This window comes from Halosimplex halobium, assembly GCF_051414055.1.
GTDB classification, from domain to species: domain Archaea; phylum Halobacteriota; class Halobacteria; order Halobacteriales; family Haloarculaceae; genus Halosimplex; species Halosimplex halobium.
Genome location: NZ_JBLKNX010000017.1, coordinates 87,647 through 99,315 on the forward strand (window position 1 = coordinate 87,647; position 11,669 = coordinate 99,315).

The window sequence follows — 11,669 nt, forward strand, 5'->3', positions numbered from 1 at the left end:
CCTGCGATCCCATCTGATACGCGCGCGCGGTAGTGTGCGCGGCCGGCCGGCGCGAGCGCGTCGTTGACGCCCGATCGCCGCCGTCGACCCCAGGGTTTTCCTGTCGAGTTTTTTCAAAAATCGAAGCGAGCATTAGCGCCCCACCTCGATTTTGAGTTTATAAGCGGTCGGTGCCGGCACGTCCTTCCAGCGGAAGGGCTCGAAGTGAGTCTCGTTGTACATGAGCGCCTTCCCGATCTCGTACTCGTCGGTGACCTCGCGGTCCATCGGGACGCTTTCGAAGCCGACCACGTCCGACGCCGTCGTCGGGTTCGCCGTGCCCGGCATCTGGATGCGCCAGCGGATCTTGTGCCGGATCGACTGGTGGATATCGACCTCCGAGTGACCGAACAAGAAGATCGACAGCCCGAACTTCCGGGCATCGACCCACATGTCTTTCAGCAGTTCGACCTTCTGGTACGTGCCGAACTGGTCTTTCTGGGCCGACTGCGGCGCGATGTCGCCGATCTCGTCGCAGATCCACGTCGTCCAGTGGTGCGGCCCGTGGTTCACGCGAGCGAGCGCCCAGGCGAACCACCAGTGGCTCGCCGGGTCCTCCTCGGCGAACAGCGTGTCCCGCTTCGGCGGCGTGTCGTACTGTTTCTCGTCGTCGCGGTCGAGTACCTCCTGGCAGCCGCGGAGTAGCGGGTCCGGGTAGACGACGTGGAATGTCCCCTGGTCCAGCTGGCGATTGAGGTCGACCGGGTCGGAGTACCGGCGCACCTCGCGGACGATCTCCTCGAGGTCGTCGACGCCGAGTTCGACCGCGGGCTCGGTCGGGTCCTTGGACTCCAGGCGCGCGGTGACCGGCACGCCCTTCGGGAGACACAGCACCGTCCAGGGCGCCAGCGCCAGCCACTCCGACCGGCTCGACGAGCCGCGCCAGACGACCTTTTCGTCGTTCGCTTCGAGCTGGCGAATCGCGACGTAGCAGCCCAGTGTCGACTTGCCCTTGCCGGGCTTGCCACGAGCCAGGAAGTCCGTCCCGCCCGCATCGCGATCGCGGCCGGCGTCCCAGGCGTGCTCCCAGCAGTTGGGGATCACGTCCTCGTAGTCGAAGCGCTCGGGCTCCCACCGTGGGATCCCGAACGCCTCGCGCATGTGTCGCGCGTCCGTCCATCGCGAGGCGTTGCCCGTCGCCTGGTAGGTCGTCCGGACCGGCTCGTCGAACTGGTCCAGAACCTCGCGGGCCGTCTCCTCGTCGGCGAGGTCCTCGTCGCCCCAGTCGATCGTCTCCTCGTGGTCCAGCGAACTCATGCGAACTTCGCCTCCGTTCGTTCGGTGCCCTCGTCGGCGACCTCGCTCGCCCGGCCCGACAGCACCCGCACGCCGGCGCGGTAGTACGGGAGCAAGTGGTGAGCGGCGAACAACCGGCGAGCGCGCTTGTCCTCCGGCGTCTCGCCGAGCATGACCGACGCCGTCGACTCCTCGTCGTAGACGCGCGTCACCCACTCCTCGTCGAGCTCGCCGTGGGTTGCCAGCAGGAGATCGTGCGACCACTCGAGCAACTCGCTGCGGTCGTCGAAGCCCTCCAGGAGCGAGTCGAGCGCCCGCTGCTGCCATTGCTCCAGCTCGGAGAGTTCCGGCCGCATCGCGACGAAGCGCTGGCGCTTGGGGTTGTGCGCGTCGCCGTCACCGGCGGCGTCCGCGTAGTCCGTCGCGTCGCGGCGGAGCCGCCGGAACGCCTTCCGGTGGGCCGGCGTGACGTAGTGGGCGACGAGGTGCTCGCGGGTCCGCTCGGCGACCTCGTCGTCGAGCCCCCGCATGCGGCCCCGTCGCGCCGACGGCTCGAGCATGGCTGCCAGGAGTACGCCCTGCTGGCCGCGGAACTGCCGCGCGAAGTCGCTGTACACGCGCTTGTCGATCGTCCCGAGCGTCCGGATCGTCACCTCCTGGAGCCACTCGAGAGCGCGCCCTTCCGAGCGGAGCCCGCCGAGGAGTTCGTCGACGCGCTCGCGAACGTCCTCGGAGAGCGTCACGAGTGCCGGTCGGAACGGGTCCGGCTCCTCGCGCGGGTTAGTCGTCGTCACTCGGGACACCTCCCTCGGAGGTCGCGCCCTCGGAGCTCTCGCGGCGCCGGTCGACGACCTCGCTGTCCTCGTCGTCCGACCGCGCGGTCGGCGCCGGGATCTTCTCGTCGGGGTCCATCATCTCCTCGAGGAGCGTCCGGTCGTGGTCTTCGACCTCCTCGTCGATCTTCCGCTGTTTCTGGACCCGCTCGCGGTCGAGTTGCTTCTTGGCCTCGTCGAGCGTCTTCGCGTCGTCCACGTCCTCCGCGAGCGCGAACATGCTCGCGACCGCGGTCCGGATGTGGACCGGCGCCGGCTCGACGTACGCCTCGCCGTTGACCGGCTCGGCCGCCCACGCCAGCAGCCCCCCGCCGAGCGTGCCGATCACCAGCCACGGCGAGACGCCGCCATAGTGGACGCCGGCGCCGCCGACGGCGAACGCCAGCGCGATCGCGAGGTACGTGCCGATGTGCTCGCGGTCGAGCGGGGGCGTCTCGAGCTTCCAGCCCTCCGGCTCGTAGTGGAGGATCTCGTCGGCCTCGGGGTCGGCGACGAACAGTTCGTCCCACTTGGAGTTCTGGAGGTTGACCCGCGTCCGGAGCCGCTCGGCGTTGTACAGCCGAGCTTTCGCTCCGAACGCGCGAGCCAGGAACGGAAGGAACCCGCGGGTGATCACCGAGACCGTCCCGTCGGTCCCGCGGACGATCCGCGCGTCCTCGAGCTCGCCGTCGAGCATGTCGAACGCGTCGTCACCGGTCGGCGACTCGGCGTGGGTGAGCTGCGGCTGGAAAAACATGGCCTTCGAGACGCCCGTCGAGTACGTCTCGAGCATGACGATCCCGATGATCGCGACCACGTACGCCGACAGCACGATGTGAGCGTTGACGACCAGCGCGGCGACCGACTCGAAAAACATCAACGAGCCGATCCCGGTCGCCAGCGACAGCCCGATCACCCACGGCGTCAGTCCGTAGCCCGGGCCGTCGCCGGCGCGGTCGATCGCCGTCTTACAGAGCGAGCCGACGGCGAATCCGCCGAGCACGATCCACAGCAGGAAGTCGACGATCACCGACCCGAGGTAGTCGCCGGCGCTGTCGATCTGCATCGGCTTGGTCGTCGCGAGACTCTTGTGTCGGAACGTCCACCGCGCCCAGTCCTTGCCCTCGACCCACATGGTCACGCGCTTCTGGGACTGGTGGTTCGGCAGGTCGATCGGGACGGTCGGGCGACCGCGGTCGACGGTCACCTCGCGGGTGACGTGGTTGACGTTGGCCGCGTAGGGCTCGACGACTGTCGTGTTGCCCTCCTCGACGGTCCGGGTCTTCTTGTTCCAGAAGACCATGTGAACCGTCTCCTCGCGGTCGCTGAACGCCCACGTCCGGAGGTAAACGGTATCGCGGCCGAGCGAGTGGTTCGCCGGGAGGTACTCGCCGCCCTCGTCGCTGCCGGGACTGGCGAACACGTCGTTGGCCGGCCAGTACACCAGCCAGTACATGATGTCCGACGTGTCGCCCATGCGCACACTGTCGACGTTCTGGCGGACGCCGTTGCGCTTGAGCTCCTCGAGGGAGTACTCGCCGCCCTGGTCGCTGGCCGAGCTGGCCGACTGGTTGGCCGCCGCGGCCGCGCCGTCGACGGCGACCGTCGCGACGATCGGCGCCGCGACCAGCAGCCCGACCAGCACCAGCGCCGCGAGGGAAACGGTGGACGTGCGGGTCATGCCTCGCTCTCGATCTCCCTCGCTTTGTCGTCGAGCTCCCCGAGGCCGTACGTCCCGCCGGCGATCCCGACGAGCGCCAGCCCGAGCGACACCACGTTTCCGCTGGCCGTCGCGAGCCCAGCGGCGATCGCCGCCAGTCCCAGGATCCCGAAGGTGATCGCGGCCTCCCGGCGGATTTCCGGGCGGACGAGCGTCCGGAGCGAGTACGGTTCGCTCATGCCTCGCGCTCCTCCTTCTCGATGATCCAGTGTGCGAGCGCGACCAGTCCCAGGAACACGAGGATCGGCACCGGGTTGGACACCAGCGGCGCGGCGCCGCCGACGCCCAGCAGTAGCAGCACCACGATCGCGGCGACCAGTAGGACCGCGGCGACGCCGCTCACGAGGAACGACGCCGAACCCGTGTCCGACGACGAACTCATGCGGAGCACCGGGTCGTGACCCTCGCCGCGGAGCCGCTCGTAGGTCCAGTAGAGGATCAGCAGCACGCCGATCACCGCGCCGGCCAGCCGCACGCCCTCCACCGGGACCGACTCAGGGAGCATGTCAGGCCACCTCCTCGCGGCGGTCCTCGTCGCTCGTCTCGACGGGCCGGAGCGTCTCGCCCTGGCGCTCGAGGAGCACGCGCTCGTCTTCCGCCGCGCACTCACCCGAACAGTAGACCGATTCGAGTGTCTGTTCCTCTTTCACGACCGACAGCGGGCCGAGAGAGACGCGCCGCGGCGACCCCGACGAGTGGACCACGACGTACTCGTCGACGCCGTCACGGCTCGCGTGGCCCCGAACGTGGTCGCCGCAGGTCGCACACGTCGCGTCACACTCCGGCGTCGCGTCGTCGTGTGCCAGCGCGGCGCCGAGGAGGCACAGGAACCCGCCCAGAAGGACACCGGCGACGAGGTCGCCGCCGAGCGCCTGGTCGACGCCGAGTGCAACGCCGGCGACGGCCAGCGCCAGGCCGAACAGGCCGGGGATCCCGAGGTCCGACAGCCGCGCGTCGTCGACCTCGAGGGGGAGGTCAGACTGCATCGTCCACCTCCACGGTCAGGAACACGGCGCCGACGATCACCATGCCTGCACCGACGAACTGCTGGCCGGAGATCGAGATCAGCCCGGACAGCCCGGCACCGCCGAGCCCGAGGATCCCGAAGTTCGTCACGAAGTAGGGATGTCCGACGATGAAACCGACGGTCATGCCGACGATGTCGCCGAACTGCACCAGTCCGACAGCTGCCGCGCTCGCGCCGCCGAGGATCAGCCCCAGCGTCCACCGCCCGGTGATCGCCGTCGCCGTTGAGAGCGCGTCGCGGCGGTCCCGGACCCGAGCGTAGGCGACGAGGAACCGTCCGAGGACGATCAGGAGCATCAGCAGCAGCCCCATCAGCAGCCCGCCGACGAGGTCCAGCCCCGCCAGGATGTTAGCAGGCACTCCGATCACCCCCGCATGCGGGTAGGGTGTTGCGCCCTCGCTCCGAGGGCTGTCTGTGCGCCGTTTCCGCCGTATCAGTCCGTCTCATCTGTCTTCTCTCCAGTCTTGGATCTTGTCGATCAGTTTGTCGAGCTGTACCCCGACGTAGACCAGCCCCGAAGCCAGCAGCAGGTTGGTCCCGAGGTTCGGGAAGCCGAGCTCTGGCAGGAGCGTCGCGCCGCTGGTCGCCAGCGCCGGGAACCAGTAGGTCGCCGTCGCCGAGATGAGCGCCCACGCGGGTTCGAACGCGCCGAAACTCAGCTGTCCCAGAGCGCTCACGACCACTGCGAGCCCGGTCAACGGGTGTTTGAGTCTCTCGATCACCTGCATATCATCTCAGCCCCAGGAAATCGACGAGCGAACTGCCGCCAGGCAGCTCGCCCACCAGCGCTATCAGCGCGCGATACGTCACCGCGAGCGCGATCGAGCCGATAGCGATCGTCACCAGCGGCGCCAGCGGTCCGGCCGCCTGAGCGCCGGCGGCCAGCTCCAGCTGGACCCACCGCAGGGCTCCGAGGATGTCGATGCCGACGAACGCGAACGCGCTCGACAGCTGGACCTGGACCCACGCGAGCGCCAGCGTCACCATGTCGAACACCGACAGCACCGAGGCGACGATCCAGCTGCCGAAGCCGAACACCGACGAGACGAGGTACGTCGCGATCAGCGAGAACACCGCCCGCGGGAGCGACCCGTACTCGCGGTAGAGCGCCACCAGCTCGCGGAGCGGTGCGAGCCACGCCGTCGGGATCCCGATGATCGTCCCACCGTCGCCGTCAGTTGGTGGCACTCTGGATCACCCGCGTTGCGAGGTATAGTGTCAGCAGCACGAGCCCGATCGCGAACACGTAGCCGGCGATCCCAGCCTCGAGCACAAACTCGGCGGCGCCGGCCCAGCCGCTGCGGATCACGACCGCCGGGAAGCCGGCGACGAGTGCGACGAGCTGGCCCAGGAACTCCCCGAGCCCGCCCAGCAGCCGGAGCGGAATGTTCACCGCCGAGAGCAACGTCGCGACGGCGCCCTGGAAGTACGCGAGGAGAGTCGCACCAAGCAGCGTCGTCGCTACGCGCCTCCAGCGGATCCGCACGCCGTCGACGTACTCGCTGGGATCGACCATCTTAGCCGTCCTCGTCGTCTTCCTCCGGCCCCGCGAACCCCGGCGAAGGGATGTCGAACGGGATACCTGGGACGAAGTTACCCGTCGGGTCCTCGCTCAGATACGCCACGACCAGGTACAGCGCCAGCAGCACCGAACCGATCGCGGCCGCGAACGACAGCGGCCCGAGGTTGAACATCCCGCCCGGGCCGAGTGACAGCGCTGTCGCGATCGCGCCGAAGTTGATGATCTGAGCGGCGCCGCCGAAGGTCGCCTCGACGAACGCGCCGCCCGCGTTCGCCAGCGCCGACAGCGGGATGATGATCAGGTCGGCGACCGTCAGCACGCCCGAGGCGACGGCACTCCCGGCGGCGAACAGCACGGCGCCGATGCCGCGGAAGATCACCGTCCGCAGGTCGCCGGCCTCCGCCGCCCGGTCGAACAGCCGGCGAACGCGTGGGCCACCGGCCGCGGACATGTTAGCTCCCTCCGCCGAAGTACCGGGAGATCCATGCTCCGCCGAGGACCGTTCCGACGACAGCCGTGAGCTGACCCCAGAAGCCGCCCAGGAATCCACCGCCACCGCCGCCGGTCGGACCGACCGCGCCGGCAGTCGACATGATCGTGTCGACCTCCTCAGTCTGGAGGAGGATCACCGCGTGGATGCGGTAGTTCGTGTCGGCGGTCGCCGACGAGACCAGCTCCGCGGTCGTGTCCTGGCCGGACAGCGCGCTCGTCATGCCGGTCATGGCCGAGTCCGACGTGTTGCCGAAGTCCGTCGACGAGTCGACGCCGCTGCCGACCTCGAGCACCGCGTAGCGCTCGTTGATGAGACCCTGGTCGAACTCCAGCGTGAGGTCGCCGTGGCTCAGGTCGATCGCCGTCGGCACCTGGAGGTCCGCGTAGAGCTCCAGCTTCTCGGGATACGAGTAGGCGTCCGCACTCGAGAAGTTGACCGAGTACTCGCTTTCGTCGGTCACGTCCTCGAGGGCGTAGCGCACGTCGTAGACGTGCAGGTCGGCGATCGACGCCTCGTCGAAGGTGTCGCCCAGCGTCGACAGCCCGGTGATGTTGGTCGGACCGGACTGCCAGATGTTGGTGACCGTCGTCGTCTCGAGCTCGCTGTCGCCGTCCGTGTCGCGCTCGATCTCCGCAAGGTCGACCTCGCCCTTGCGGTCGGCGTCGAGCCAGGAGACGGTCACGTCGGCGTTCGCCTCGCTGGCGACCACGTCGATCTCTTGGATCGAGTCGAGAGCCCCGTCGCCACTCCCGGCGAGCGGCAGGTTGCTGATCCGCTCCTGGAAGACGAACCCGTTGCCGGTGCCGTTGGCGATGTGCGTCTCGTCGGATGCGGCCACCGACGAGCTGATCTCCGCGTAGCGGTAGTCACCGTCGCCGTCGACGACGCGCACCTCGACGGTCGCGCCGCTCGCCAGCTCGTTGACGTTCCCACCGAAGGTGAGCACGCGCTTGTTCGGATCCGAGTCGAGCGAGACGTTGGCGCCGAACGTCGCGGTCGCCGTCTCGCCGCTGGCAACCGACGCGTCGACGTTGACCTTCTCGACGCCGTCGGCGTCAGCCTCGGCCACCGACACCGACGAGCTGGCGCCCGACGACGTGGTCCAGTCGCTCGCCTTGGTCCACGTCGCGTCGTTGTCGCCCTCGTTGTCGACGCGCGGGAACTGAGCGAACGCCTCGGCGTCGACCTTGTCGAACCGGAGGCCGACCGGCGTCGTCTGCGAGGAGTTCACCGACGCGTTGAGTGTCGTCACCTCGCCCGCGTCGTTGTAGTACTCGAGCGGGTCGTCCATCATCGCCCGGTCGTGCTCGTGGACGGTCAGCTCGTCTTCCACGATCGTCGGGTTGGGCGTCTTGTCGCTCGAGAAGTTGAGCCCCGGCGACGCCGCTGCGGCTGGTGTCGCCGTCGCGACCATGATGGCCGCGAATACGGCGAGCGCTGCGATACCTCTCCGTCTAAGTTGTGCTGAAATCATGGATTCCGTTGGTCTGCCACTGTTCAGGTGCCTGTACACCGAGTTTCGGGTACGCTTCGCGGAACGATTCGAGGTACTCGAGAAACGCGTCGGAACAGGCGAGCCCCCGCGGCTCGCCGTCGGTCACGGCTCCCTCCGTTGCTCGCGGAGAACGTCCAGGAGCACGTCGTCACGGATGGACCCGCTGCCGTGTTCCTCGATGCCCTCGATGATCGTGTCGAGCCGGCCGCTGTCGTCGCTGGTCACGCCGGACCACTCCGTAGCGCCAGGCAGGCCAGCCCGCCGATCACGACGGCCGCCAGCCCGACCAGTCCGGTCATAACCGCGTTGCCCGAGCTGGCCGTCCAGCCGGTCGCGACGAACAGCACCGCCGAGATGTACGCCAGCCGGCGGGTCTCGTCCGCCTCGAGGCCGAAGCCCTCGGCGGCGACCTCTGTCCGGTCGGCCAGGCGGCCGCCGTCGGTCTTGAGCTCGTCGCCAGCGCCGTCGTGGTACTCGACGGCGACGCCGGTCGGCACGTGGACCGTCGGCTCGTCGCCGTCGGCGTCCACGAGAACCGTCTCGCCCAGGCCAGGCGTCGCGACAGCCGTCTCCTGACCGTGCTGTCGAACCGCGACCTCGCCGTCGCGGGTCACGCCGCGCCCCCGTCGACGTTGCGCCAGTCGCGCCACGTCGGTCGTTCCTCTGTGTTTTCGCTATTCGCCTCGTTTTCGCCGTGTTGAGTGTCCGAATCCATCTTTTTACCACCCCCACCGGATGCGGGTAGGGGTACCCCGGCGGAAGCCGCCGGAACATCCATCATATGGCTCACACCCTCCAAATTGGCCGCGAGGATAGCGAGATAATAGGGGAACCTCTACACAGAGAATCGGTAGACGATAGGGAGAGAATAGATAGAGACGGGTTCACCCACCGGGAATGCTTTTGATAAGTGGCAAACGAGCGGTAACCACATGTCGGGTCAAAAGCAGTACTCCCGTACCGTCACGGAACAGGGCCCCGGAACGCTCGGTACGAGTCTTCCCGCCGGGTTCGTCAACGAGTTCGGGATCGAGAAGGGTGACGAATTGAAGATCGACGGCATCGACTGGGACGACGGGACGATCACGTTCCGCGTCTGACCATGCCGGGATCACTTCTCCCCCGCGAACCCGCTGCGACCGTGTTTGGCCGCGACCGCCTCCGGTTGCGCGTCGAGAGAAACGTTCGACGCGATATGCACACGAGGGAGATCGCGCCGTGTGCATATTCGGTGCCCGGGGAGGGCTCCGAACCCCAGCTCCGAACGCTGTGGGCTGTGGGCCAGTATGGGCTTTATTAGTGATCGGGGTTCCAGTTACTCGCTCAGACCTGCTTTTTGGCCTCGTGTTCACGAGCGGTCGGTATGCGAATCCGCGAAGACGGCAAGCACGCGCACCGGACTGACACCATTGAGCAGGCCGCCGAGTTCTGGGGGTGCAACAAGACTACCGCGCTCATGCAGTCGGCCGACTTCGCCCGGCGAATCGACGAGGGAATCCGAACTGTGCTCGCTCGCGACGACCTGACGGTCGCGCAGAAACGGGAGATTGCGGACACGCTGACGATTCCCGGCACGTACGAACCAGTTATTAAGGAAACAATAGGGGTCCAGAGAGAGTGAGCGGACTTACTTGAATTCGGCCGGTTATGAAGTGGTTTTATGAGATTAGAAATTCGCCGGGGATTATGGAAGAGTCGACGAAAAACAACATAGGCTCTGGAATCACTGCGCTACTCACAATTGTACTATTTGGGTTCGGATTAGTCCGGGGTATCGACGCATGGTTGACTATTGAACAGATTCAGGCAACAGGTCCAGTTGGGCAAGCGGTATTCCGTGAGGAAGCACAGTCCGCGAAAGCAGGGCTTCTCACGGCTGGTGGGGCCGTGCTTGGGGGAATATTCACTCTCGGGTTGGCGGTAAGTTTCGAAATAAAAGCGGAACTGTGGCGAATGCGGGAAGATTAGGGATTTCTATTGAATCAACGAGAAAGATCTATCGACGACCGTCAGTTTCCCGTTTGTGGATTCGCTCGGTGATATTTCGCTGAAGTTCCACTCCGTCCCACTTCTCTCTCTCGTCAGTCGGGATTTCCTTGTGCAGTTTATCGTCTTCCTGAAGTTGCTCTCGATACTGTTTCAGATACTTCCCCCAGACGATCCGAGGAACAGGCTCACCCCTTTCCTTGCACCACTCGATAACATCCCGATTCGACTTTGAGGAATTACAGGCCTGACATGCCGGAACCTGATTACTGATAGAATCGTCACCGCCTTCGGAGATCGGGATTACGTGGTCAAAGGTTGTTTCCGTCTCTTCTTTACAGTAGATGCAAACTCCGAAATCTTCCTTGAGTTGGTATTTGTCTTCCTTCGTGATTGAAGCCATCTCATACTCGCCGTCTTTGAGTTGATTGTACCGCTTCCAGAGAAAGCCAGCATGAGAGACACCAGCTGCCAACTGGATAAGTCGAGCATTTTGATAGCAAATCAGTTCGTGGTACGTTTGAATATTGTCCGGTAGTGTCGCTGTTTCCCGGAATAGACGCGACTCAGGATAGGTGTAAGTCTTAACTGAGGCATCCTTGACGGCATTTCGGAGATCTTCGGGACCCATCGATTCCCATTCTGAAAGCGTATCACTCAGATTTTGCTCAAATGCGACTTCGCAAACAAGGGCTTCCGGATCGTATCCTTCGTTGAAGTCAGCAACAGTTTGACCAGTACCTGGAATATCCCAGTTTTTCGCTGTCTCCCCTGGTTGACTCACTATAACCATACTCGTCTGGCCCTCTTTATCCCGGTCATAAACCCGTTGGCCTACAGAAAATCGATAAGACCGATCTCCGTCATCGCTGCCTTGTGATCCCTTGGTATCGGACATACAGATTAGTCCTCATTCACAAACGTGGCAGACGCTACTTGATTCTCTAGGATAGATACCAGTCCGTATAGAATTACGCGTCAGATCTCGTCTGCGTCCAGCTCTCCGTCAAGATAGTTCCGGCCCTTGTCTGTGATTGAGTAGTAACTACCGTCAGCTACCGTCACGAGATCGGCTTCTGATAGCTTTGTAAGCCGTTGAGACACCCACGAACGTGAGTAATCGAGGTTTCTCGAAATTACAACGGGTGAGAGTTCTAACCCGGATTCCTCTAAGAGTTCGAGAATCCGGTCGTCGGTTTGGTTCATCCAGTCCACCCGCGGACGCATGGTCCGCGAATCGATTCACTCTGGTTAACGGTTTTTGATACGTTGTCGGTAGATAGCATATCCGTTCTTGATAGATAACGGATCCGTTGAGTAATTTTAAGTGAGGTGGGTC

The 11,669-nt window shown here is 65.1% G+C and carries 20 protein-coding genes; 3 read left to right on the forward strand and 17 right to left on the reverse strand.

From position 1 onward, the window contains the following. Nucleotides 1-132: 132 nt before the first annotated feature. From ACMGFG_RS17815 to ACMGFG_RS17885, 15 genes are all read right to left on the reverse strand, one after another. Entirely contained in the window at nt 133-1,296 is a 1,164-nt protein-coding gene (locus ACMGFG_RS17815; RefSeq protein ID WP_436931668.1) for an ATP-binding protein, read from the reverse strand. After that, nucleotides 1,293-2,069: a hypothetical protein gene (locus ACMGFG_RS17820; protein ID WP_436931669.1), complete on the reverse strand. Its 777-nt coding sequence runs from the start codon at nt 2,067-2,069 to the stop codon at nt 1,293-1,295. Before ACMGFG_RS17820 ends, ACMGFG_RS17815 begins: the two co-directional genes overlap by 4 nt. Further along, nucleotides 2,056-3,768 carry a hypothetical protein gene (locus ACMGFG_RS17825; protein ID WP_436931670.1) on the reverse strand — a complete coding sequence of 571 codons (1,713 nt, stop codon included), beginning with the start codon at nt 3,766-3,768 and terminating at the stop codon, nt 2,056-2,058. Before ACMGFG_RS17825 ends, ACMGFG_RS17820 begins: the two co-directional genes overlap by 14 nt. Next, entirely contained in the window at nt 3,765-3,986 is a 222-nt protein-coding gene (locus ACMGFG_RS17830; protein ID WP_436931671.1) for a hypothetical protein, read from the reverse strand. Before ACMGFG_RS17830 ends, ACMGFG_RS17825 begins: the two co-directional genes overlap by 4 nt. Continuing rightward, nucleotides 3,983-4,312: a hypothetical protein gene (locus tag ACMGFG_RS17835; protein WP_436931672.1), complete on the reverse strand. Its 330-nt coding sequence runs from the start codon at nt 4,310-4,312 to the stop codon at nt 3,983-3,985. The genes ACMGFG_RS17830 and ACMGFG_RS17835 overlap by 4 nt, the downstream gene beginning before the upstream one ends. A gap of 1 nt (nt 4,313) precedes the next feature. Beyond that, nucleotides 4,314-4,793 (reverse strand): hypothetical protein, encoded by a 480-nt coding sequence (locus ACMGFG_RS17840; RefSeq protein WP_436931673.1) that lies wholly within the window; start codon nt 4,791-4,793, stop codon nt 4,314-4,316. Next, entirely contained in the window at nt 4,783-5,193 is a 411-nt protein-coding gene (locus ACMGFG_RS17845) for a hypothetical protein (RefSeq protein ID WP_436931674.1), read from the reverse strand. The genes ACMGFG_RS17840 and ACMGFG_RS17845 overlap by 11 nt, the downstream gene beginning before the upstream one ends. 84 nt (nt 5,194-5,277) lie before the next feature. Then, nucleotides 5,278-5,562 (reverse strand): hypothetical protein, encoded by a 285-nt coding sequence (locus ACMGFG_RS17850; RefSeq protein WP_436931675.1) that lies wholly within the window; start codon nt 5,560-5,562, stop codon nt 5,278-5,280. A 1-nt stretch (nt 5,563) separates the two neighbouring features. Next, a complete protein-coding gene (locus ACMGFG_RS17855; protein WP_436931676.1) occupies nt 5,564-6,022 on the reverse strand; it encodes a hypothetical protein in 459 nt (152 codons plus the stop codon). Further along, on the reverse strand, nt 6,009-6,350 hold the full coding sequence (locus ACMGFG_RS17860; RefSeq protein WP_436931677.1) for a hypothetical protein: 342 nt from the start codon (nt 6,348-6,350) through the stop codon (nt 6,009-6,011). The genes ACMGFG_RS17855 and ACMGFG_RS17860 overlap by 14 nt, the downstream gene beginning before the upstream one ends. Before the next feature lies 1 nt (nt 6,351). Continuing rightward, on the reverse strand, nt 6,352-6,807 hold the full coding sequence (locus ACMGFG_RS17865; protein WP_436931678.1) for a hypothetical protein: 456 nt from the start codon (nt 6,805-6,807) through the stop codon (nt 6,352-6,354). Nucleotide 6,808: 1 nt separating this feature from the next. Beyond that, complete coding sequence (locus ACMGFG_RS17870; RefSeq protein WP_436931679.1) at nt 6,809-8,263, reverse strand: hypothetical protein; 1,455 nt, start codon at nt 8,261-8,263, stop codon at nt 6,809-6,811. 40 nt (nt 8,264-8,303) lie between these two features. Then, nucleotides 8,304-8,450: a hypothetical protein gene (locus ACMGFG_RS17875; RefSeq protein ID WP_436931680.1), complete on the reverse strand. Its 147-nt coding sequence runs from the start codon at nt 8,448-8,450 to the stop codon at nt 8,304-8,306. Then, the gene (locus ACMGFG_RS17880) at nt 8,447-8,569 is read right to left on the reverse strand and encodes a hypothetical protein (protein WP_436931681.1); all 123 of its coding nucleotides are present in this window, start codon (nt 8,567-8,569) and stop codon (nt 8,447-8,449) included. The genes ACMGFG_RS17875 and ACMGFG_RS17880 overlap by 4 nt, the downstream gene beginning before the upstream one ends. Then, the gene (locus tag ACMGFG_RS17885) at nt 8,566-8,958 is read right to left on the reverse strand and encodes a hypothetical protein (RefSeq protein WP_436931682.1); all 393 of its coding nucleotides are present in this window, start codon (nt 8,956-8,958) and stop codon (nt 8,566-8,568) included. The genes ACMGFG_RS17880 and ACMGFG_RS17885 overlap by 4 nt, the downstream gene beginning before the upstream one ends. Nucleotides 8,959-9,276: 318 nt before the next feature. Between ACMGFG_RS17885 and ACMGFG_RS17890 the strand changes: the two genes are divergently transcribed. The 3 genes from ACMGFG_RS17890 (at nt 9,277) to ACMGFG_RS17900 (ending at nt 10,312) form a co-directional block, all read left to right on the forward strand. Continuing rightward, complete coding sequence (locus ACMGFG_RS17890) at nt 9,277-9,444, forward strand: hypothetical protein (RefSeq protein ID WP_436931683.1); 168 nt, start codon at nt 9,277-9,279, stop codon at nt 9,442-9,444. Nucleotides 9,445-9,707: 263 nt separating this feature from the next. Beyond that, complete coding sequence (locus ACMGFG_RS17895) at nt 9,708-9,965, forward strand: DUF7692 domain-containing protein (protein WP_436931684.1); 258 nt, start codon at nt 9,708-9,710, stop codon at nt 9,963-9,965. A gap of 65 nt (nt 9,966-10,030) precedes the next feature. Next, on the forward strand, nt 10,031-10,312 hold the full coding sequence (locus tag ACMGFG_RS17900; RefSeq protein ID WP_436931685.1) for a hypothetical protein: 282 nt from the start codon (nt 10,031-10,033) through the stop codon (nt 10,310-10,312). A 28-nt stretch (nt 10,313-10,340) separates the two neighbouring features. On the opposite strand, the gene ACMGFG_RS17905 is transcribed toward ACMGFG_RS17900, so the two are convergent. Next, on the reverse strand, nt 10,341-11,228 hold the full coding sequence (locus tag ACMGFG_RS17905; protein ID WP_436931686.1) for an HNH endonuclease: 888 nt from the start codon (nt 11,226-11,228) through the stop codon (nt 10,341-10,343). Between the two features lie 80 nt (nt 11,229-11,308). Next, on the reverse strand, nt 11,309-11,557 hold the full coding sequence (locus ACMGFG_RS17910; protein ID WP_436931687.1) for a winged helix-turn-helix domain-containing protein: 249 nt from the start codon (nt 11,555-11,557) through the stop codon (nt 11,309-11,311). Nucleotides 11,558-11,669: the final 112 nt, after the last annotated feature.

Excerpts from the sequence above, each read along its gene's own strand:
- ACMGFG_RS17900 (WP_436931685.1), top strand. The coding sequence starts at position 10,031 with ATGGAAGAGTCGACGAAAAACAACATAGGCTCTGGAATCACTGCGCTA.
- ACMGFG_RS17825 (WP_436931670.1), bottom strand. The coding sequence starts at position 3,768 with ATGACCCGCACGTCCACCGTTTCCCTCGCGGCGCTGGTGCTGGTCGGG.
- ACMGFG_RS17815 (WP_436931668.1), bottom strand. The coding sequence starts at position 1,296 with ATGAGTTCGCTGGACCACGAGGAGACGATCGACTGGGGCGACGAGGAC.
- ACMGFG_RS17840 (WP_436931673.1), bottom strand. The coding sequence starts at position 4,793 with ATGCAGTCTGACCTCCCCCTCGAGGTCGACGACGCGCGGCTGTCGGAC.
- ACMGFG_RS17895 (WP_436931684.1), top strand. The coding sequence starts at position 9,708 with ATGCGAATCCGCGAAGACGGCAAGCACGCGCACCGGACTGACACCATT.
- ACMGFG_RS17910 (WP_436931687.1), bottom strand. The coding sequence starts at position 11,557 with ATGCGTCCGCGGGTGGACTGGATGAACCAAACCGACGACCGGATTCTC.
- ACMGFG_RS17905 (WP_436931686.1), bottom strand. The coding sequence starts at position 11,228 with ATGTCCGATACCAAGGGATCACAAGGCAGCGATGACGGAGATCGGTCT.
- ACMGFG_RS17835 (WP_436931672.1), bottom strand. The coding sequence starts at position 4,312 with ATGCTCCCTGAGTCGGTCCCGGTGGAGGGCGTGCGGCTGGCCGGCGCG.
- ACMGFG_RS17870 (WP_436931679.1), bottom strand. The coding sequence starts at position 8,263 with ATGGTCGCGACGGCGACACCAGCCGCAGCGGCGTCGCCGGGGCTCAAC.
- ACMGFG_RS17830 (WP_436931671.1), bottom strand. The coding sequence starts at position 3,986 with ATGAGCGAACCGTACTCGCTCCGGACGCTCGTCCGCCCGGAAATCCGC.
- ACMGFG_RS17850 (WP_436931675.1), bottom strand. The coding sequence starts at position 5,562 with ATGCAGGTGATCGAGAGACTCAAACACCCGTTGACCGGGCTCGCAGTG.
- ACMGFG_RS17865 (WP_436931678.1), bottom strand. The coding sequence starts at position 6,807 with ATGTCCGCGGCCGGTGGCCCACGCGTTCGCCGGCTGTTCGACCGGGCG.
- ACMGFG_RS17860 (WP_436931677.1), bottom strand. The coding sequence starts at position 6,350 with ATGGTCGATCCCAGCGAGTACGTCGACGGCGTGCGGATCCGCTGGAGG.
- ACMGFG_RS17890 (WP_436931683.1), top strand. The coding sequence starts at position 9,277 with ATGTCGGGTCAAAAGCAGTACTCCCGTACCGTCACGGAACAGGGCCCC.